This window comes from Streptomyces sp. WM4235 (assembly GCF_001279725.1).
Classification (GTDB): Bacteria; Actinomycetota; Actinomycetes; order Streptomycetales; family Streptomycetaceae; genus Streptomyces.
Genome location: NZ_LGDE01000458.1, coordinates 1 through 18,321, shown reverse-complemented (window position 1 = coordinate 18,321; position 18,321 = coordinate 1). Strand labels below are relative to the sequence as shown.

Below are 18,321 nucleotides of genomic sequence, written 5' to 3'. Positions count from 1 at the left end.
CCCTGCGGCCTTGCGTTCGCGGGGGGACGCAGCCGCACGACCGCGGCTGATGATTCCGTGCAGCAGAGAGCGACGTTTCACGTGAAACACGATGCCCGGACGGAGTCGCAAGCTCCCTCCGACACTCCGGCGCCCCTGCCGATAGGCCCCAACACGCCTGAAATCCCCGCAGAACGCTCGGGGATTTCAGCGGTCGGTGGTACTCGGCGTCCGTCAGCGGCGGCGGCGCGTACGACTCGTCCGGGCGGCCTTGGCCCGTTTGGCCGCGAACCTCACCCCGCCGGGGCTCTCGCCCACCTCGACCCGCACCACCGTGGACAAGGGGTCCACGACGCCCTCGCCCACGTGCAGAACCGAAGTCTTCACCACACCGAGCTTCGCCAGCGCGACCTTCGCCGCCACCAGCTCCTCCTCGGCGGTGTCACCCTTGAGCGCCAGCATCTCTCCGTACGGGCGCAGCAGGGGAACACCCCAGCCGGCCAGCCGGTCGAGCGGGGCCACCGCGCGCGCCGTCACCACGTGCACGGGCTGCACCTTGCCGAGGACCTCCTCGGCCCGGCCGCGCACCACGGTGACGTGGTCGAGACCCAGCAGCTCCACGGCTTCCTGGAGGAAGTTCGTCCGACGCAGCAGCGGTTCCAGCAACGTGATCTTCAGATCCCGGCGCACCAGCGCCAGGGGGATTCCGGGGAGACCGGCGCCGGAGCCCACATCGCACACGGTGACGCCCTCGGGCACGACCTCGGAGAGGACCGCGCAGTTCAACAGGTGCCGCTCCCACAACCTGGGCACCTCACGGGGGCCGATCAGACCGCGCTGGACCCCCGCGTCCGCCAGCAGCTCCGCGTACCGCACGGCTTCCGGGAAAAACTCGCCGAATACCGCACGCGCCTCTTCGGGCGCCGGGGGAAGCTCAGCTGCCTCCGTCACGGGGACCGTCCTTCCGTACAGAACTCACTCTTCGAACAACGGGCACTGCCAGGCTTACAAACATCGGCCCCGCCTGCGACACAGACGGGGCCGACCTCACGCTCTTCCGGTCAGGCCGGAAGCACAACGACGAAGCGCTGCGGCTCCTCGCCCTCGGACTCGCTCTTCAGACCGGCGGCCGCCACGGCGTCGTGAACGACCTTGCGCTCGAAGGGGGTCATGGGAGCCAGCTTCAGCGGCTCACCGGACGCCTTCACGTCCGCCGCGGCCTGGGCGCCGATCACGGCCAGTTCCTCGCGCTTCTTGGCGCGGAACCCGGCGATGTCCAGCATCAGCCGGCTGCGGTCCCCGGTCTCGCGGTGCACGGCGAGGCGGGTCAGTTCCTGCAGGGCCTCCAGGACCTCACCGTCGCGGCCCACGAGCTTCTGCAGGTCGCGAGCCGAGTCGCTGACGATCGACACCGCGGCGCGGTCCGCCTCGACGTCCATGTCGATGTCGCCGTCCAGGTCGGCGATGTCCAGCAGGCCCTCAAGGTAGTCGGCCGCGATCTCGCCCTCCTGCTCGAGGCGGGTGAGGGTGTCGCCGCCCTCAGCGGCGGCGGTGGTGGTGCCTTCCGTCACGGGAGGGGCTCCTTCTACTTCTTGGAGGGCTTGCTGGGGGGCGTCTGACGCTTCGACTTCGTCTGCCGCTTGGGCTGCTGCCGCTTGGTCGCGACACCGCCGCTCGCCGCGTCCTCATCGGCCGTGGCCTCAGAACTCTTGATCACGGAGCCGTCCGCCTGCGCGGCCATGCCCTGCTTCGTCAGCGCGGTGATGAACTTGCGCTCGTTGTCGTTGCGGTCCGGGCCCTTGGCCACGATCGCGGCGACGATCTTCTTCTTGCCGCGGCCCTTGATGGTGCCGTGCGTGGTGACGTGCTTGACCAGGCGGGTCAGGTACTGGTCCTGGGCCTTGCTTCCCGGCGTCGGGTTCTGGTTGATCACGTACATCTGCTGGCCCATGGTCCACAGGTTCGTGGTCAGCCAGTAGACGAGGACACCGACGGGGAAGTTGATGCCCATGACGGCGAAGATCACCGGGAAGATGTACATCAGCATCTTCTGCTGCTGCATGAACGGCGTCTTGACCGAGAGGTCGACGTTCTTCTGCATCAGCTGGCGCTGCGTGTAGAACTGCGACAGCGACATCATCACGATCATGACCGCGGTCACGACGCGGACGCTGGTCACCGAGGCGTCCAGGCTGGCGATCTTCTCGGCGCTGTCCGTGAACTTCGCGGCGAGCGGGGCTCCGAAGATGTGTGCCTTCTGGGCGCTCACCAGCAGCGACTCGTTGATGTAGCCGATCGGCTTGCCGTTGGCGATGTTCGCGAGCACGTGGTAGAGCGCGAAGAAGAACGGCGACTGCGCGAGGATCGGAAGGCACGAGGAGAGCGGGTTGGTACCCGTCTCCTTGTACAGCTTCATCATCTCTTCGGACTGACGCTGCTTGTCGTTCTTGTAGCGCTCCTGGATCGCCTTCATCTTCGGCTGGAGCGCCTGCATGCCACGCGTCGACTTGATCTGCTTCACGAAGAGCGGGATCAGGCAGATACGAATCAAGATCACCAGGGACACGATGGACAGGCCCCAGGCCCATCCACTGTCGGCGCCGAAGATCGCGCCGTACACCGTGTGGAACTGGACGATGATCCATGACACGGGTGTGGTGATAAAGCTGAACAGACTGGCAATCGTGTCCACTAATCAGGCTCCTTGAGCATTGCGAGATCTACGCAACGCACTGCGCAGCTGCTCGTGCCAACGCGGGCGTTTCCGGGGTGGGACATGATCCACACCACCCGGGGACCACGGATTGCACCGCAGGATCCGCCAGGCGGTCAGAACCGTCCCCTTCACCGCACCATGCCGGTCGATGGCCGTGAACCCGTAGTGCGAGCACGAGGGGTAGTAACGGCACACCGGCCCGAGCAGCGGACTGATCGTCCACTGGTACAGCTTGATCAAAGCGAGCAGCGGGTACTTCATCGAGCCGCGCCTCCCAGTAGCCGCTGCATGGCGGCATCCAGGTCACGGGCCAGCTCGTCGAGGCCGGCGTCACCCGAACCGGGCAAGGCCCGCACCACCACCAGGCTACCGGCGGGGAGCTGGGGGAGCCGTTCGCGGACAAGATGGCGCAAACGGCGCTTGACCCGGTTACGTACGACAGCGTTGCCGACAGCCTTGCTGACGACGAAACCCGCACGCGTCGAGGGATCGATCTCCCCCGGCTCGTGCGGGTCCGTTGCACCGCTGGTACGTAGGTGTACGACGAGAAGCGGGCGTCCTGCCCGCCGGCCCCGTCGTACCGCGCTCGCGAAGTCCTCGCGCCGCCTCAGCCGATTTTCGGGAGACAGCACGACGTCACGACCTGCGTGTGGGTTACGCGGAAAGGGCGGCGCGGCCCTTGCCGCGGCGGTTCGCGAGAATCGCGCGGCCGGCACGGGTACGCATCCGCAGGCGGAAGCCGTGGGTCTTGGCACGACGGCGGTTGTTCGGCTGGAAGGTGCGCTTGCTCACTCGGGGGCTCCAGAGAATGAATCGTTGTGGCGGGACATCGCCTGGCTGTCACCGTGCGCCCACGAAGGAGATGAAACTCGCGTGTTCGCCCGAGTGGCACCGCTACATGATCACTGTGTGTGATCTTCGCCCATCGGTAGGCAGGCGGCAGCAGCCATCGACAACTCGACCTCGTCACGGTACGCGCGGCTACGCCATCCGGTCAAACCGAGCCTCGGTGGCCCCACACTGTGCACAGGCTGTGGACAACGACTTGAACCCTACCCACCGGCCTGACTACCGTTGACTGATCCCGGATTTTTTGTCCCGACCGTCCCCAAGAACCACACATTAGTGGGACCGGGACCTGTGAGAGAGCGTGCTCTGTGGCTGACGTACCTGCCGATCTTGCCGCAGTGTGGCCACGCGTGCTCGAGAAGCTCCTCGGAGAGGGGCAGCAAGGTATCGAGCCGAAGGACAAGCAGTGGGTCGAACGCTGCCAGCCCCTCGCGCTCGTCGCCGACACCGCCTTGCTGGCCGTCCCCAACGAATGGGGCAAGCGGGTTCTCGAAGGCCGCCTCGCGCCGCTCATCAGTGACGCGCTCAGTCGCGAGTGCGGGCGCCCGATCCGCATCGCGATCACGGTGGACGACTCCGCCGGCGAGCCGGCGCCCACCCCCTCCTCGCAGCAGCGCGAGTCCTACGAGCCGTACGGCGGCCAGCGCTCCGGCGGCCACACTGGTCACACGGGTCACAACGGTCCCGGGGGTCACACCGGTCCCGGCGACGACCAGTTGCCGACCGCCCGGCCCGCCTACCCGGACTACCAGCAGCAGCGCCCCGAGCCCGGCGCCTGGCCCCGCGGCGGTCAACAGGACGACTACGGCTGGCAGCAGCCCCGTCTCGGCGGCTTCCCCGAGCGCGATCCGTACGCCTCCCCCCAGCCCGGCTACCTCCAGCAGTCCGAGCCCTCGGGGTACGACCAGGGCGGCTACGAGCAGCAGAAGTACGAGCAGTCCTCGTACGAGCAGCAGGACTCGCACCAGCAGCACGGGTACGAACGCCAGCAGTACGAGCAGCCCCAGCAGCGCCAGATCCCCAACCGGCCGGCGCCCTCGGCCCCGTCCGGCGGCTCCACTTCGGGGCCGCTGGAGCCGACCGCCCGGCTGAACCCCAAGTACCTCTTCGACACCTTCGTCATCGGCGCCTCCAACCGCTTCGCGCACGCCGCCGCGGTGGCCGTCGCCGAGGCGCCGGCGAAGGCGTACAACCCCCTCTTCATCTACGGGGAGTCGGGGCTCGGCAAGACGCACCTGCTGCACGCCATCGGGCATTACGCGCGGAGCCTCTATCCCGGCACCCGGGTGCGCTACGTGAGCTCCGAGGAGTTCACGAACGAGTTCATCAACTCCATCCGCGACGGCAAGGGCGACGCCTTCCGCAAGCGCTACCGCGAGATGGACATCCTGCTGGTCGACGACATCCAGTTCCTCGCGAGCAAGGAGTCGACGCAGGAGGAGTTCTTCCACACCTTCAATACGCTCCACAACGCCAACAAGCAGATCGTGCTGTCCTCCGACCGGCCGCCCAAGCAGCTGGTCACCCTGGAGGACCGGCTGCGCAACCGCTTCGAGTGGGGCCTGATCACCGACGTCCAGCCGCCCGAGCTGGAGACCCGCATCGCGATCCTGCGCAAGAAGGCCGTGCAGGAGCAGCTCAACGCCCCGCCGGAGGTACTGGAGTTCATCGCCTCCCGCATCTCGCGCAACATCCGCGAGTTGGAGGGGGCGCTGATCCGGGTCACGGCGTTCGCCAGCCTCAATCGGCAGCCGGTGGACCTGGGTCTGACGGAGGACGTCCTCAAGAACCTGATCCCGGGCGGAGAGGACAGCGCGCCCGAGATCACCGCCTCCGACATCATGGCCGCCACCGCGGACTACTTCGGGCTCACCGTCGACGACCTCTGCGGCTCCTCGCGCAGCCGGGTCCTGGTCACCGCCCGACAGATCGCCATGTACCTCTGCCGGGAGCTCACCGACCTCTCTCTCCCCAAGATCGGGGCGCAGTTCGGCGGCCGTGACCACACCACCGTCATGCACGCGGACCGCAAGATCCGCGCCCTGATGGCGGAACGACGCTCCATCTACAACCAGGTCACGGAGCTCACCAACCGCATCAAGAACGCCTGACGCCGGCTCTCCGGAGCCGTGCGCGGGCCCCACGAAGGTCCCGTGAGGGCCCCTCAAACCCGTTTACAGGGCGCTCCCGGACCACGGCGGGGGCGCCCTTCTTCGTCCGCGCGCCCCTGCGCTGTTCGAATACGCCCCCAACAGAGCGCGTCATCCACAGATTGGCCGACTTTCTTCCGTCCACAGCCTGGGGACGGGTTCCGTCACCCACAATCTGTCCACAGGAGTGCAGGTTGAGGGCTCATCAGCCCAGCTCAGCCGCCTGTGGAATTGTGAGCAAGGGCCATCCACAGCCTGTGGACAAAAAAGTATCCACAGCCTCGTCCACCTCTCTGTCCACCGCCGACCCACAGGTTCCCGCATCCTGTGCACAGGCGTGGATGACTTCTCCACACCGTTGTCCACTGTTCGGCAACCAGGAGCCCCCTGTCACCGTCCGGAGTGAAAGCGGTCACACGGAAGTCGACGTTTGGCCTGTGGAGTACTGGGGAAAAGCTGGGGACGCACCTGTGGAGTAGTGAGGGTCATCTGGGGACGGCCTGTGCAGAACTTTCCGTTCTCCACAGAGACACCGTGTTGTCCACCGGTGTCGCCCACAGGGTGTGGGGATAAAAAACGCGGGTTGACCTGCGAGAACGGGCTTATCCACCGTTTCCACAGGCCCTACTACTACCCCCATAGAGAGTTAGCTCGGATTCGGTTTTCAAGCAGGTCCTGTGCACAACTCGGAGGACACCCGCCCCGACACCTCGCTTCCGACTTGACCGCCGGCAGCAACGAGTGTCGGCGCCGTACGTCAGACTGGTCCCCGGCATCGAGGCCTCGGTCCGTCGGGACAGCGAGCCATCGAGCCGATGACGAAGGCCGGCAGACGAGCGAGCAACAGCAGGAGGCGGTTCCGGTGAAGATCCGGGTGGAACGCGACGTACTCGCGGAGGCGGTGGCTTGGGCGGCCCGCAGCCTCCCGGCCCGGCCGCCGGTACCCGTTCTCGCGGGCCTGCTGCTGAAGGCCGAGGAGGGCACCCTGTCGCTCTCCGGCTTCGACTACGAGGTCTCGGCCCGCGTCTCCGTCGAGGCGGACGTCGAGGAGGACGGCACCGTCCTGGTCTCCGGCCGGCTGCTCGCCGACATCTGCCGGGCCCTGCCCAACCGCCCGGTGGAGATTTCCACAGACGGTGTACGGGCGACCGTGGTCTGTGGCTCCTCGCGATTCACACTCCACACCCTGCCTGTGGAGGAGTACCCGGCACTGCCGCAGATGCCGACCGCGACCGGCACCGTGCCCGGCGAGGTCTTCGCCTCCGCCGCGGCCCAGGTCGCCATCGCCGCCGGCCGTGACGACACGCTGCCCGTGCTGACCGGTGTCCGCATCGAGATCGAGGGCGACCGCGTCACCCTGGCCTCCACCGACCGCTACCGCTTCGCGGTCCGCGAGTTCCTCTGGAAGCCGGAGAACCCGGACGCCTCGGCCGTGGCCCTGGTGCCCGCCAAGACGCTCCTGGACACCGCCAAGTCCCTGACCAGCGGCGACACCGTCACCCTGGCCCTTTCGGGATCCGGCGCCGGCGAGGGCCTCATCGGCTTCGAGGGCGCGGGCCGCCGCACCACCACCCGGCTGCTCGAAGGCGACCTCCCGAAGTACCGCACGCTCTTCCCGACGGAGTTCAACTCCATCGCGGTGATCGAGACGGCGCCCTTCGTCGAGGCCGTCAAGCGCGTGGCCCTGGTCGCCGAGCGCAACACCCCGGTCCGCCTCAGCTTCGAGCAGGGCGTGCTGATCCTGGAGGCCGGTTCCTCCGACGACGCACAGGCTGTGGAGCGCGTCGACGCCAAGCTCGACGGCGACGACATCTCGATCGCCTTCAACCCGACCTTCCTGCTGGACGGTCTGAGCGCGATCGACTCGCCCGTCGCGCAGCTCAGCTTCACCACGTCGACCAAGCCGGCGCTGCTCAGCGGCCGCCCGGCGATCGACGCGGAGGCCGACGAGGCCTACAAGTACCTGATCATGCCGGTGCGCCTGTCCGGTTGAGTTCGTCCCGTCGGGCCCGGCCTCGCCACCGCGAGGCCGGGCCCGACGGCGTCCGGCGCACGTTCGGGGCGTCCGTGGCGCCCCGGGGCGCGGCCCGGCGTAGGCTCGGATCCCGGGGCGGACCCCGGTACTCCAGGGCCCCCGGCACAGACGGCCACAACGCTTAAGGAACCACCTGATGGAGCTTGGTCTCGTCGGTCTCGGCAAGATGGGCGGCAACATGCGCGAGCGCATCCGCCGCGCAGGCCACACCGTCATCGGATACGACCGCAACCCTGACCTCGCCGATGTCCACAGCCTGCGGGAACTCGTGGACAGCCTGCAGGCCCCCCGCGTGGTGTGGGTGATGGTCCCGGCAGGCGCGGCGACGCAGTCCACCATCGACGAGCTCGGCGAGCTGCTCTCGCCCGGCGACGTCGTCGTGGACGGCGGCAACTCCCGCTGGACCGACGACGAGAAGCACGCCGAGGAGCTGAAGGCCAAGGGCATCGGCTTCGTCGACTGCGGTGTCTCTGGCGGCGTGTGGGGCCTGGCGAACGGCTACGCGCTGATGTACGGCGGCGACAAGGACCACGTCGCCGCGGTCCAGCCGGTGTTCGACGCCCTCAAGCCTGAGGGCGACTTCGGCTCCGTGCACGCGGGCAAGGTCGGCGCCGGCCACTTCGCGAAGATGGTCCACAACGGCATCGAGTACGCCATGATGCAGGCCTACGCCGAGGGCTGGGAGCTGCTGGAGGCAGTGGACTCGGTCACCGACGTCCGCGAGGTGTTCCGGTCCTGGCAGGAAGGAACGGTCATCCGTTCCTGGCTGCTGGACCTCGCCGTGAACGCGCTGGACGAGGACGAGCACCTGCAGCAGCTGCGCGGCTTCGCGGCGGACTCGGGCGAGGGCCGCTGGACGGTCGAGGCGGCCATCGACAACGCCGTGCCGCTGCCCGCGATCACCGCGTCGCTGTTCGCCCGCTTCGCGTCCCGCCAGGACGACTCCCCGCAGATGAAGATGATCGCCGCGCTGCGCAACCAGTTCGGCGGCCACGCGGTCGAGAAGGTCTAGTCGGGAAGGCCCGGCGGCCCGGTGCGGCCGTGCCACCGGGCCGCACCACACGACCACAGCACCACAGCGAGAAGCAGGAAGCCGGGGGAGGTCGGCGCCACATGCACGTTTCGCATCTCTCACTGGCCGACTTCCGCTCGTACGCCCGGGCCGAGGTTCCCCTCGGTGCGGGCGTCACCGCTTTCGTGGGTCCGAACGGCCAGGGCAAGACCAACCTCGTCGAGGCCATCGGCTACCTGGCCACCCTGGGCAGCCACCGCGTGTCCTCGGACGCCCCGCTGGTGCGGATGGGCGCGGAGCGGGCCGTCATCCGAGCCGCCGTCACCCAGGGCGAACGGCAGCAGCTCGTCGAACTGGAACTGAACCCGGGCCGCGCGAACCGGGCCCGGATCAACCGGTCCTCGCAGGTCAGGCCCCGGGACGTGCTGGGGATCGTACGGACGGTGCTGTTCGCGCCCGAGGACCTGGCGCTGGTCAAGGGCGACCCGGGGGAGCGCCGCCGCTTCCTCGACGAGCTGGTCACCGCCCGCTCGCCCCGCATGGCCGCCGTCCGCTCCGACTACGAACGCGTGCTGAAGCAGCGCAACACCCTGCTCAAGTCGGCGGCCATGGCGCGCCGGCACGGCGGCCGGTCCATGGACCTGTCCACCCTCGACGTGTGGGACCAGCACCTCGCCCGCGCGGGCGCGGAACTCCTGGCCCAACGCCTCGACCTGATCTCCACCCTGCTGCCGCTGGCCGACAAGGCGTACGAGCAGCTCGCGCCCGGCGGCGGACCGCTCGGGTTGACGTACAGGTCCTCGGCCGGCGAGGCGGTGGACAGCGGCGAGGCGCGCACCCGCGAGGCCCTGTACGAGGTCGTCCTGGCGGCGCTCGCCGACGTGCGCAAGCAGGAGATCGAGCGGGGCGTGACCCTGGTGGGGCCGCACCGCGACGACGTGCTGCTGCGGCTCGGCGAGCTGCCGGCGAAGGGCTACGCGAGCCACGGCGAGTCCTGGTCGTACGCGCTGGCGCTGCGCCTGGCCTCGTACGAGCTGCTGCGCTCCGAGGGCAGCGAGCCGGTGCTGATCCTCGACGACGTGTTCGCGGAGCTGGACAGCAGGCGCCGGGAGCGGCTGGCCGAACTGGTGTCCCCCGGGGAACAGGTCCTGGTGACCGCGGCGGTCGACGACGACGTCCCGGGGGTGCTGGCGGGGACGCGGTTCGGGGTGTCCGGCGGTGAGGTGACCCGACTGTGAGCGATCACGAGAAGAGCCCCGGGGAGAAGAGCCCCGGGGAGAAGCGACCGGAGCAGAGGCAGCCGGAGCGCAAGGCCCCGGAACCCTCCGGGGTGGACCTGGCGCGACAGGCGCTCGCGGCGGCGCGCGAACAGGCGCGGGCCCGCGGCAACGCGGCGACGGGAAAGAACCGCCGACAGCAGCCCGGTCTGCGATCCGGCGCCCGCGCCGACGGCAGGGACCCGATGCCGTTGATGGCCGCGTTGGACCGGCTGCGCACGGAACGCGGCTGGGAGATGCCGATGGCGGTGGCGGGCGTCATGGAGCGCTGGTCGGAGATCGTCGGCCCGGAGATCGCCGCGCACTGTGAACCGGAGCGGTACGAGGACCGTGAGCTTCATGTGCGGTGTGATTCCTCGGCGTGGGCGGCGCAGCTGAAACTGCTGGCTCCGCAGCTCGTGGCGCGGCTGAACGCCGAGCTGGGGCAGGGCACCGTACGGATGATCAAGGTGTCGGGTCCGGGTGGCCGGCCGAAACGGCACGGGCCCTGGCGCGCGCCGGGCAGTACGGGGCCGGGCGACACCTACGGGTGAGCGACACCGCCCGCGGGCGGTGTCCTCGCGCGCCCGCGCGGCGCCCGACCGCGCACGGTGATCACGGCGCGGAGACGGTCCGGCGACGGGCGGGTTTCGGCCGGGTCGGGGCGGGTCCGCGAACGACCCCGCGGGCGCTCCCGCGGGTGGTGTCCCTCACCGTAGCGAGAGGTTGACAGGCCGAAGCGCTCAATGCCCGTGTGAGCCTCTTTGAGCCCCTCCCCGGATATGGGGAGTCGGAGAGTGGAGGTTCAGGGCGGCACATGCGGACTCAGGTACCCGCAAACCCCCATTCAGGTCCGTGGTACCGGTAGACTGAACCGAATCCCGCGCGTTCGCGGGATTCAGCTGATACACGCTGACAACGCAGATCGACGCAGCCGCTCCTGCTTGCATGCCTGCTGGCCCGGAGTTCGGCCTGTGCTGTGCCAGAAAGGGCGCTTCGTGGCCGATTCCGGCAACCCCAACGACAACCAGTCCACAGCCGGCGACAACGGTGACCCCGTTGCGTACACCGGCAATCAGATCCAGGTCCTCGAGGGCCTGGACGCGGTCCGCAAGCGGCCCGGCATGTACATCGGTTCGACCGGTGAGCGTGGTCTCCACCACCTCGTCCAGGAAGTCGTCGACAACTCGGTCGACGAGGCCATGGCCGGGCACGCGGACACCATCGACGTCACGATCCTCGCCGACGGCGGTGTACGCGTCATCGACAACGGTCGCGGCATCCCCGTCGACATCGTGCCGTCCGAGGGGAAGCCGGCCGTCGAGGTCGTCCTCACCGTGCTGCACGCGGGCGGCAAGTTCGGCGGCGGCGGCTACGCCGTCTCCGGTGGTCTGCACGGCGTGGGTGTCTCCGTCGTGAACGCGCTGTCGACGAGGGTCTCGGTCGAGGTCAAGCGTGACGGCTACCGCTGGACCCAGGACTACAAGCTGGGCGTGCCGACCGCCCCGCTCGCGAAGAACGAGGAGACCACCGACTCGGGCACCACGGTCACCTTCTGGGCCGACCCCGACGTCTTCGAGACCACCGAGTACTCCTTCGAGACGCTCTCCCGGCGCTTCCAGGAGATGGCCTTCCTCAACAAGGGCCTGACCCTGTCGCTGACCGACGAGCGCGAGTCCGCGAAGGCGACCGTCGGCGCCGACTCCGCCGAGGAGTCCGACGACGACCAGGCGCGCACGGTGAAGTACTACTACGAGGGCGGCATCGTCGACTTCGTGAAGTACCTCAACTCGCGCAAGGGCGAGATGATCCACCCGACCGTCATCGACGTCGAGGCCGAGGACAAGGAGCGCCTCCTCTCGGTCGAGATCGCGATGCAGTGGAACTCGCAGTACACCGAGGGTGTCTACTCCTTCGCCAACACGATCCACACCCACGAGGGCGGAACGCACGAGGAAGGCTTCCGTGCGGCCCTGACGGGTCTGGTGAACCGTTACGCGCGCGAGAAGAAGCTGCTCCGCGAGAAGGACGACAACCTCGCCGGCGAGGACATCCGCGAGGGTCTGACGGCGATCATCTCGGTCAAGCTGGGCGAGCCCCAGTTCGAGGGCCAGACGAAGACCAAGCTGGGCAACACGGAGGCCAAGACCTTCGTGCAGAAGGTCGTCCACGAGCACCTCAACGACTGGTTCGACCGCAACCCGGTCGAGGCCGCGGACATCATCCGCAAGTCGATCCAGGCCGCCACGGCCCGCGTCGCCGCCCGCAAGGCCCGTGACCTCACCCGTCGCAAGGGTCTACTGGAGTCGGCCTCGCTGCCGGGCAAGCTGTCCGACTGCCAGTCGAACGACCCGACCAAGTGCGAGATCTTCATCGTCGAGGGCGACTCGGCCGGTGGCTCCGCGAAGTCCGGCCGCAACCCGATGTACCAGGCCATCCTGCCGATCCGCGGCAAGATCCTGAACGTCGAGAAGGCCCGTATCGACAAGATCCTCCAGAACACCGAGGTCCAGGCGCTGATCAGTGCCTTCGGTACCGGTGTGCACGAGGACTTCGACATCGAGAAGCTCCGCTATCACAAGATCATCCTGATGGCGGACGCCGACGTCGACGGCCAGCACATCAACACCCTGCTGCTGACCTTCCTGTTCCGCTTCATGCGGCCGCTGGTCGAGGCCGGGCACGTCTACCTCTCGCGCCCCCCGCTGTACAAGATCAAGTGGGGTCGGGACGACTTCGAGTACGCGTACTCGGACCGCGAGCGCGACGCCCTCGTCGAGCTCGGCAAGGGCCAGGGCAAGCGGATCAGGGAAGACTCGATCCAGCGCTTCAAGGGTCTGGGCGAGATGAACGCCGAGGAACTGCGCGTCACCACCATGGACGTGGACCACCGCGTGCTCGGCCAGGTCACCCTGGACGACGCCGCGCAGGCGGACGACCTCTTCTCGGTGCTCATGGGCGAGGACGTCGAGGCCCGACGCTCCTTCATCCAGCGCAACGCCAAGGACGTTCGGTTCCTCGACATCTGAGTCGGCCTTCGCTGACCGCCTGAAAGGACTTCTGACCAGCAATGGCCGATGAAACCACCCCCACCGCGGAGAACCCCGCGGAGGAGCAGCCCGTCATGCGCATCGAGCCCGTCGGGCTCGAAACCGAGATGCAGCGCTCCTACCTCGACTACGCGATGTCCGTCATCGTCTCCCGCGCCCTGCCCGACGTGAGGGACGGCCTCAAGCCGGTCCACCGTCGTGTGCTGTACGCGATGTACGACGGCGGCTACCGGCCCGAGAAGGGCTTCTACAAGTGCGCCCGCGTCGTCGGTGACGTCATGGGCACGTACCACCCGCACGGCGACAGCTCGATCTACGACGCCCTGGTCCGTCTGGCCCAGCCGTGGTCGATGCGCATGCCGCTCGTGGACTCCAACGGCAACTTCGGCTCCCCGGGCAACGACCCGGCCGCCGCGATGCGCTACACCGAGTGCAAGCTGATGCCGCTGGCCATGGAGATGCTCCGGGACATCGACGAGGAGACCGTCGACTTCCAGGACAACTACGACGGCCGCAACCAGGAGCCGACGGTCCTGCCGGCGCGCTTCCCGAACCTCCTGGTCAACGGCTCCGCCGGCATCGCCGTCGGCATGGCCACCAACATCCCGCCGCACAACCTGCGCGAGGTCGCCGCCGGTGCCCAGTGGGCGCTGGAGCACCCCGAGGCCTCCCACGAGGAGCTCCAGGACGCGCTCGTCGAGCGGATCAAGGGCCCGGACTTCCCGTCGGGCGCCCTCGTCGTGGGCCGCAAGGGCATCGAGGAGGCGTACCGGACCGGGCGCGGCTCCATCACGATGCGCGCGGTGGTCGAGGTCGAGGAGATCCAGAACCGCCAGTGCCTGGTGGTCACGGAGCTTCCGTACCAGACCAACCCCGACAACCTGGCGCAGAAGATCGCCGACCTGGTGAAGGACGGCAAGGTCGGCGGCATCGCCGACGTCCGCGACGAGACCTCCTCGCGGACCGGCCAGCGCCTGGTGATCGTCCTCAAGCGCGACGCCGTCGCCAAGGTCGTGCTGAACAACCTGTACAAGCACACCGACCTCCAGTCGAACTTCAGCGCCAACATGCTGGCGCTCGTCGACGGAGTGCCGCGCACCCTGTCGATCGACGCGTTCATCCGCCACTGGGTGACGCACCAGATCGAGGTCATCGTCCGGCGCACGCGCTTCCGCCTGCGCAAGGCGGAGGAGCGCGCCCACATCCTGCGCGGTCTGCTCAAGGCGCTGGACGCGATCGACGAGGTCATCGCCCTCATCCGGCGCAGCAACACGGTCGAGATCGCCCGTGAGGGCCTCATGGGCCTGCTGTCGATCGACGAGATCCAGGCCAACGCCATCCTGGAGATGCAGCTCCGCCGCCTCGCGGCCCTGGAGCGGCAGAAGATCGTCGCCGAGCACGACGAGCTCCAGGCCAAGATCAACGAGTACAACGCGATCCTGGCCTCCGAGGAGCGCCAGCGTCAGATCGTCAGCGAGGAACTGGCGGCGATCGTCGAGAAGTTCGGCGACGACCGACGCTCCAAGCTGGTCCCCTTCGACGGCGACATGTCCATGGAGGACCTGATCGCCGAAGAGGACATCGTCGTCACGATCACCCACGGCGGCTACGTCAAGCGGACCAAGACCGAGGACTACCGCTCGCAGAAGCGCGGCGGCAAGGGCGTGCGCGGCACGAAGCTGAAGCAGGACGACCTGGTCGACCACTTCTTCGTGTCCACCACGCACCACTGGCTGCTGTTCTTCACGAACAAGGGCCGTGTCTACCGCTCGAAGGCGTACGAGCTCCCGGACGCCGGCCGTGACGCGCGCGGGCAGCACGTGGCGAACCTGCTGGCCTTCCAGCCGGACGAGAAGATCGCCCAGATCCTCGCGATCCGCGACTACGAGGCGGCGCCCTACCTGATCCTGGCCACCAAGGGCGGCCTGGTGAAGAAGACGGCCCTCAAGGACTACGACTCGCCCCGTTCGGGTGGTGTAATCGCCATCAACCTCCGCGAGACGGAGGACGGCAGCGACGACGAGCTCATCGGCGCGGAGCTGGTGTCCGCCGACGACGACCTCCTGCTCATCAGCAAGAAGGCGCAGTCGATCCGTTTCACCGCGACGGACGACTCGTTGCGCCCCATGGGACGCGCGACGTCCGGCGTGAAGGGCATGAGTTTCCGAGGTGGGGACGAACTGCTCTCCATGAGCGTGGTGCGGCCGGGTACGTTCGTGTTCACCGCGACGGACGGCGGCTACGCCAAGCGGACGGCAGTGGACGAGTACCGCGTCCAGGGTCGTGGTGGACTGGGCATCAAGGCGGCGAAGATCGTGGAGGATCGCGGTTCGCTCGTCGGCGCGCTGGTGGTCGACGAAACGGACGAGATTCTCGCCATCACGCTCAGCGGTGGTGTGATTCGTACGCGAGTCAACGAAGTCAGGGAGACCGGCCGTGACACCATGGGCGTCCAGCTGATCAACCTGGGTAAGCGCGACGCCGTGGTCGGCATCGCGCGCAACGCGGAGGCCGGTCAGGAAGCTGACGAGGTCGACGAGGTCGACGAGATCGAGAACGAGATCGGGACCGAGGTGGCCGACGGACAGGCCGCCGAGGCCGCCGAGGGCACGCAGCCCTCGGCTGGGGAGCACGAGGAGTAAGTCGTGAGTGGAGCCGCGGGCGCCGGACCGGCCAAGACTGGAGCGAACGGTGCCCGTGGCCCCGCCGCGGACTCCCAGGGGGGAACCGTGACGGATACCCGAGGATCGCAGCCGAAGTCGCCGACCGACGCCGGTCAGAACCGGGGCGGTCAGCCCTACCAGCCCCCGCAGGCCTACTCGGCGCCCTCGGGCCCGGGGGCGGCGCGCGGGGGCCAGGCCGGGGACACGCAGCGCCGGCCGCGCACCGGGGCCCGTACGGCGCCCCGGACGCGCAAGGCGCGACTGCGGGTGGCCAAGGCCGACCCGTGGTCGGTGATGAAGGTCAGCTTCCTCCTGTCGATCGCGCTCGGTGTCTGCACGGTCGTCGCGTCGGTGGTGCTGTGGATGGTCATGGACGCGATGGGCGTCTTCTCGACCGTCGGCGGCACGATCAGCGAGGCGACCGGATCGAACGAGAGCAACGGGTTCGACCTCCAGTCGTTCCTCTCGCTGCCCCGCGTGCTGATCTTCAGCTCGGTGATCGCGGTCATCGACGTGGTGCTCATGACGGCGCTGGCGACGCTCGGCTCGTTCATCTACAACCTGTCGGCGGGCTTCGTCGGAGGCGTCGAGCTGACGCTGGCCGAGGACGAGTGACCGACCCGTTCGAGGGCCGGCTCACCGGCTGACTGACCTGCGGGGACGCCGTCGTGGCGTCCCCCGGGTCGACCTCCGGAGAGCCCCCGGGAACGGATTTTGGACCTACCGGGTGTGTGCGCTAACCTTCAGGAGTCAGCGCGCAGCGCGGATGGGGCTATAGCTCAGTTGGTTAGAGCGCATCCCTGATAAGGATGAGGCCACAGGTTCAAATCCTGTTAGCCCCACAGTGTCGAAGACCCCCAGGCCCCCGGCCTGGGGGTCTTTGTCGTTGGGCCAGTTGAGGGGTTCCCAGATAACCGATCGGTATCGGTCGGTGTGTATTGTTGGGCGCCAGAAGTCCCCAACGTCAACGAAAGACGAGGTCGCGCGGTGAAGAAGCTGCTCCTGGTCGCACTGGCCGCCATCGGCGGGCTCCTCGTGTACCGCCAGATCCAGGCGGACCGTGCCGAGCAGGACCTGTGGACGGAGGCAACCGACTCCGTGCCTTCTGGTTCTGGCGTGTGAGACCCACGATTGATCCCATGAAGCCCCGGCTGCCGCTGCTGCCGGGGCTTTGTGCTGTTCTGTGTGCTGTTCTGCGTGTTGTTTCGTGATGAAGCTTGCAATATGCAAAGAATTTGCTTGCGCTAGCAAACTCGGGGTGCGTGTGATGGATCGGGGACGTCGGATTCGGAGCGTCGTGCTGGCGGGGGTCGCCGGGCTGGGGCTCGTGGCGGCGCTGCCGGGGGCCGCGTGGGCGGCGGGCACGGCGCCGCAGCCGGTGCCGACGTACCGCGCGGCGGACGGTGCGAAGCGGGTCGAGGGCAGGCCCTCCACCGCGGACACCGCGCCGCTGGAGATCGGGACGGTCCACGAGGACACCATCGGCCCGGAGGAACGCTTCTACCAACTCCGGCTCGACGCCACGTCCGACGTGTACGTCTCCGCGGTGGTCCGCCCGCCCGCCGGCGCCAAGGTCGGCTACGGCGACGGCATCGAGGTCGAGATCATCTCCGGCGCGGGGACCCGCTGCTCCGGCAACGCGCGGGCCGGCTTCGGCTACGACCCCGTCCCGGTGAGCGCGGCGGCCGTCCGGCGGGTCAAGGAGGACGGCGAGTGCCAGGCCGCCGCCACCTACTACGCGAAGGTCACGCGCACCGCGGCCAAGGACTCCGATCGGGGGCGCTGGCCGGTCGAACTCCTCGTCCTGCGCGAGCCGGCCCTCGGCGGCGGCTCCCCGACGGTCGCGCCCAGCGTCTGGCCCTCGGCCTCGCCGACCCTGCCCGGCGGTGCCTCGCTCGCCCGGACCGGCGGCACCGGCTTCAACGACGCGCGCGCCCTCGGGACGGGGGTGTGGCGCGACGACCTGCGGCCCGGGCAGACCCGGTACTACCGCGTCCCGCTGGACTGGGGACAGCAGTTGGGGATCGGCGCGGAGATCGCGGCCGCCAGGATGACGAAGGAGTACGGCTCGGCGTCCAATGGCCTCACGGTGTCGGTCTACAGCCCCTACCGGGCGCTGGTCGACTCCAAGGCGACCTCCTACGACGGCAAGCAGGCCGGGATCACGCTGCCCAAGACGGCTCCGGTGGCGTACGAGAACCGTTTCTCCGACGACGCGGAGATGCGCGGGACGCGCGTGGCCGGCTGGTACTACGTCGCCGTGACGCTGGGCGGGAAGGTCGGGGAGTTCACCGAGGACGCGGTACCGGTGCCGCTGACCCTGCGGATGGACGTCCTCGGGACCCCCGGGAAGGCGCCGGCGTACCGGGAGAGCCTGAGCGCGGCCGGGTTCGGGGTGGACGCCGCCGACCGCACCGCCGCCAAGGAGGGGCTCACCGGGCCGGAGGCCGCCGCGGCCGAGGACAACCGCTCGGTGATGCGGGTGGTGGCCACCGGCGGCTTCGGAGCGGGGACGGTGCTGCTGCTCGTGCTCGGGGGATGGATCCTGCTGTCCCGGCGGGGTGACGGGGCGGGACGCCGGTAGCTTCCGGGGGACGGGGCTTCCGGGGGT

16 protein-coding genes and 1 tRNA gene are annotated in these 18,321 nt (G+C 68.6%); 11 read left to right on the top strand and 6 right to left on the bottom strand.

Annotated features, from left to right (window positions below):
- Positions 1–213 precede the first annotated feature (213 nt).
- The 6 genes from rsmG to rpmH form a co-directional block, all read right to left on the bottom strand.
- A complete protein-coding gene (gene rsmG / locus ADK55_RS32195; protein ID WP_053683935.1) occupies positions 214–930 on the bottom strand; it encodes a 16S rRNA (guanine(527)-N(7))-methyltransferase RsmG in 717 nt (238 codons plus the stop codon).
- A 110-nt stretch (positions 931–1,040) separates the two neighbouring features.
- On the bottom strand, positions 1,041–1,550 hold the full coding sequence (locus ADK55_RS32190) for a protein jag (RefSeq protein WP_053683933.1): 510 nt from the start codon (positions 1,548–1,550) through the stop codon (positions 1,041–1,043).
- A 14-nt stretch (positions 1,551–1,564) separates the two neighbouring features.
- Positions 1,565–2,671, bottom strand: coding sequence for a membrane protein insertase YidC (yidC, locus tag ADK55_RS32185; RefSeq protein WP_053683931.1), 1,107 nt, complete (start codon positions 2,669–2,671; stop codon positions 1,565–1,567).
- A 3-nt stretch (positions 2,672–2,674) separates the two neighbouring features.
- Positions 2,675–2,956 carry a membrane protein insertion efficiency factor YidD gene (gene yidD, locus ADK55_RS37140; RefSeq protein WP_078950077.1) on the bottom strand — a complete coding sequence of 94 codons (282 nt, stop codon included), beginning with the start codon at positions 2,954–2,956 and terminating at the stop codon, positions 2,675–2,677.
- Positions 2,953–3,327 carry a ribonuclease P protein component gene (gene rnpA / locus ADK55_RS37135; protein WP_078999676.1) on the bottom strand — a complete coding sequence of 125 codons (375 nt, stop codon included), beginning with the start codon at positions 3,325–3,327 and terminating at the stop codon, positions 2,953–2,955. The genes yidD and rnpA overlap by 4 nt, the downstream gene beginning before the upstream one ends.
- 22 nt (positions 3,328–3,349) lie before the next feature.
- Positions 3,350–3,487, bottom strand: coding sequence for a 50S ribosomal protein L34 (gene rpmH / locus ADK55_RS32180; protein ID WP_008741645.1), 138 nt, complete (start codon positions 3,485–3,487; stop codon positions 3,350–3,352).
- A gap of 365 nt (positions 3,488–3,852) precedes the next feature.
- Here rpmH and dnaA point away from each other — a divergent pair, with 365 nt between their 5' ends.
- The 11 genes from dnaA to ADK55_RS32130 all read left to right on the top strand — a co-directional run bounded on the left by dnaA (position 3,853) and on the right by ADK55_RS32130 (position 18,294).
- Complete coding sequence (dnaA, locus tag ADK55_RS32175) at positions 3,853–5,655, top strand: chromosomal replication initiator protein DnaA (RefSeq protein ID WP_078999675.1); 1,803 nt, start codon at positions 3,853–3,855, stop codon at positions 5,653–5,655.
- Between the two features lie 901 nt (positions 5,656–6,556).
- On the top strand, positions 6,557–7,687 hold the full coding sequence (gene dnaN / locus ADK55_RS32170) for a DNA polymerase III subunit beta (RefSeq protein WP_053683927.1): 1,131 nt from the start codon (positions 6,557–6,559) through the stop codon (positions 7,685–7,687).
- Positions 7,688–7,865: 178 nt separating this feature from the next.
- Positions 7,866–8,741 (top strand): phosphogluconate dehydrogenase (NAD(+)-dependent, decarboxylating), encoded by an 876-nt coding sequence (gnd, locus tag ADK55_RS32165; protein ID WP_053683925.1) that lies wholly within the window; start codon positions 7,866–7,868, stop codon positions 8,739–8,741.
- A gap of 101 nt (positions 8,742–8,842) precedes the next feature.
- Entirely contained in the window at positions 8,843–9,979 is a 1,137-nt protein-coding gene (gene recF, locus ADK55_RS32160; protein ID WP_053683923.1) for a DNA replication/repair protein RecF, read from the top strand.
- Entirely contained in the window at positions 9,976–10,551 is a 576-nt protein-coding gene (locus tag ADK55_RS32155; RefSeq protein WP_371591414.1) for a DUF721 domain-containing protein, read from the top strand. The genes recF and ADK55_RS32155 overlap by 4 nt, the downstream gene beginning before the upstream one ends.
- 420 nt (positions 10,552–10,971) lie before the next feature.
- On the top strand, positions 10,972–13,026 hold the full coding sequence (gyrB, locus tag ADK55_RS32150) for a DNA topoisomerase (ATP-hydrolyzing) subunit B (RefSeq protein ID WP_053683921.1): 2,055 nt from the start codon (positions 10,972–10,974) through the stop codon (positions 13,024–13,026).
- Between the two features lie 41 nt (positions 13,027–13,067).
- On the top strand, positions 13,068–15,689 hold the full coding sequence (gyrA, locus tag ADK55_RS32145) for a DNA gyrase subunit A (RefSeq protein WP_053683919.1): 2,622 nt from the start codon (positions 13,068–13,070) through the stop codon (positions 15,687–15,689).
- Between the two features lie 87 nt (positions 15,690–15,776).
- The gene (locus ADK55_RS32140) at positions 15,777–16,325 is read left to right on the top strand and encodes a DUF3566 domain-containing protein (RefSeq protein WP_234350344.1); all 549 of its coding nucleotides are present in this window, start codon (positions 15,777–15,779) and stop codon (positions 16,323–16,325) included.
- Between the two features lie 153 nt (positions 16,326–16,478).
- Positions 16,479–16,552 (top strand) — tRNA-Ile (locus tag ADK55_RS32135).
- Positions 16,553–16,697: 145 nt separating this feature from the next.
- Positions 16,698–16,832: a DLW-39 family protein gene (locus ADK55_RS40300; protein ID WP_208809277.1), complete on the top strand. Its 135-nt coding sequence runs from the start codon at positions 16,698–16,700 to the stop codon at positions 16,830–16,832.
- 145 nt (positions 16,833–16,977) lie between these two features.
- Positions 16,978–18,294 carry a hypothetical protein gene (locus ADK55_RS32130; RefSeq protein WP_107089370.1) on the top strand — a complete coding sequence of 439 codons (1,317 nt, stop codon included), beginning with the start codon at positions 16,978–16,980 and terminating at the stop codon, positions 18,292–18,294.
- Positions 18,295–18,321: the final 27 nt, after the last annotated feature.

What these genes read in the sequence shown, in the direction of transcription:
- yidD (WP_078950077.1), bottom strand. Translation starts at nt 2,956, where the DNA reads ATGAAGTACCCGCTGCTCGCTTTGATCAAGCTGTACCAGTGGACGATC.
- gnd (WP_053683925.1), top strand. Translation starts at nt 7,866, where the DNA reads ATGGAGCTTGGTCTCGTCGGTCTCGGCAAGATGGGCGGCAACATGCGC.
- recF (WP_053683923.1), top strand. Translation starts at nt 8,843, where the DNA reads ATGCACGTTTCGCATCTCTCACTGGCCGACTTCCGCTCGTACGCCCGG.
- gyrA (WP_053683919.1), top strand. Translation starts at nt 13,068, where the DNA reads ATGGCCGATGAAACCACCCCCACCGCGGAGAACCCCGCGGAGGAGCAG.
- ADK55_RS32130 (WP_107089370.1), top strand. Translation starts at nt 16,978, where the DNA reads ATGGATCGGGGACGTCGGATTCGGAGCGTCGTGCTGGCGGGGGTCGCC.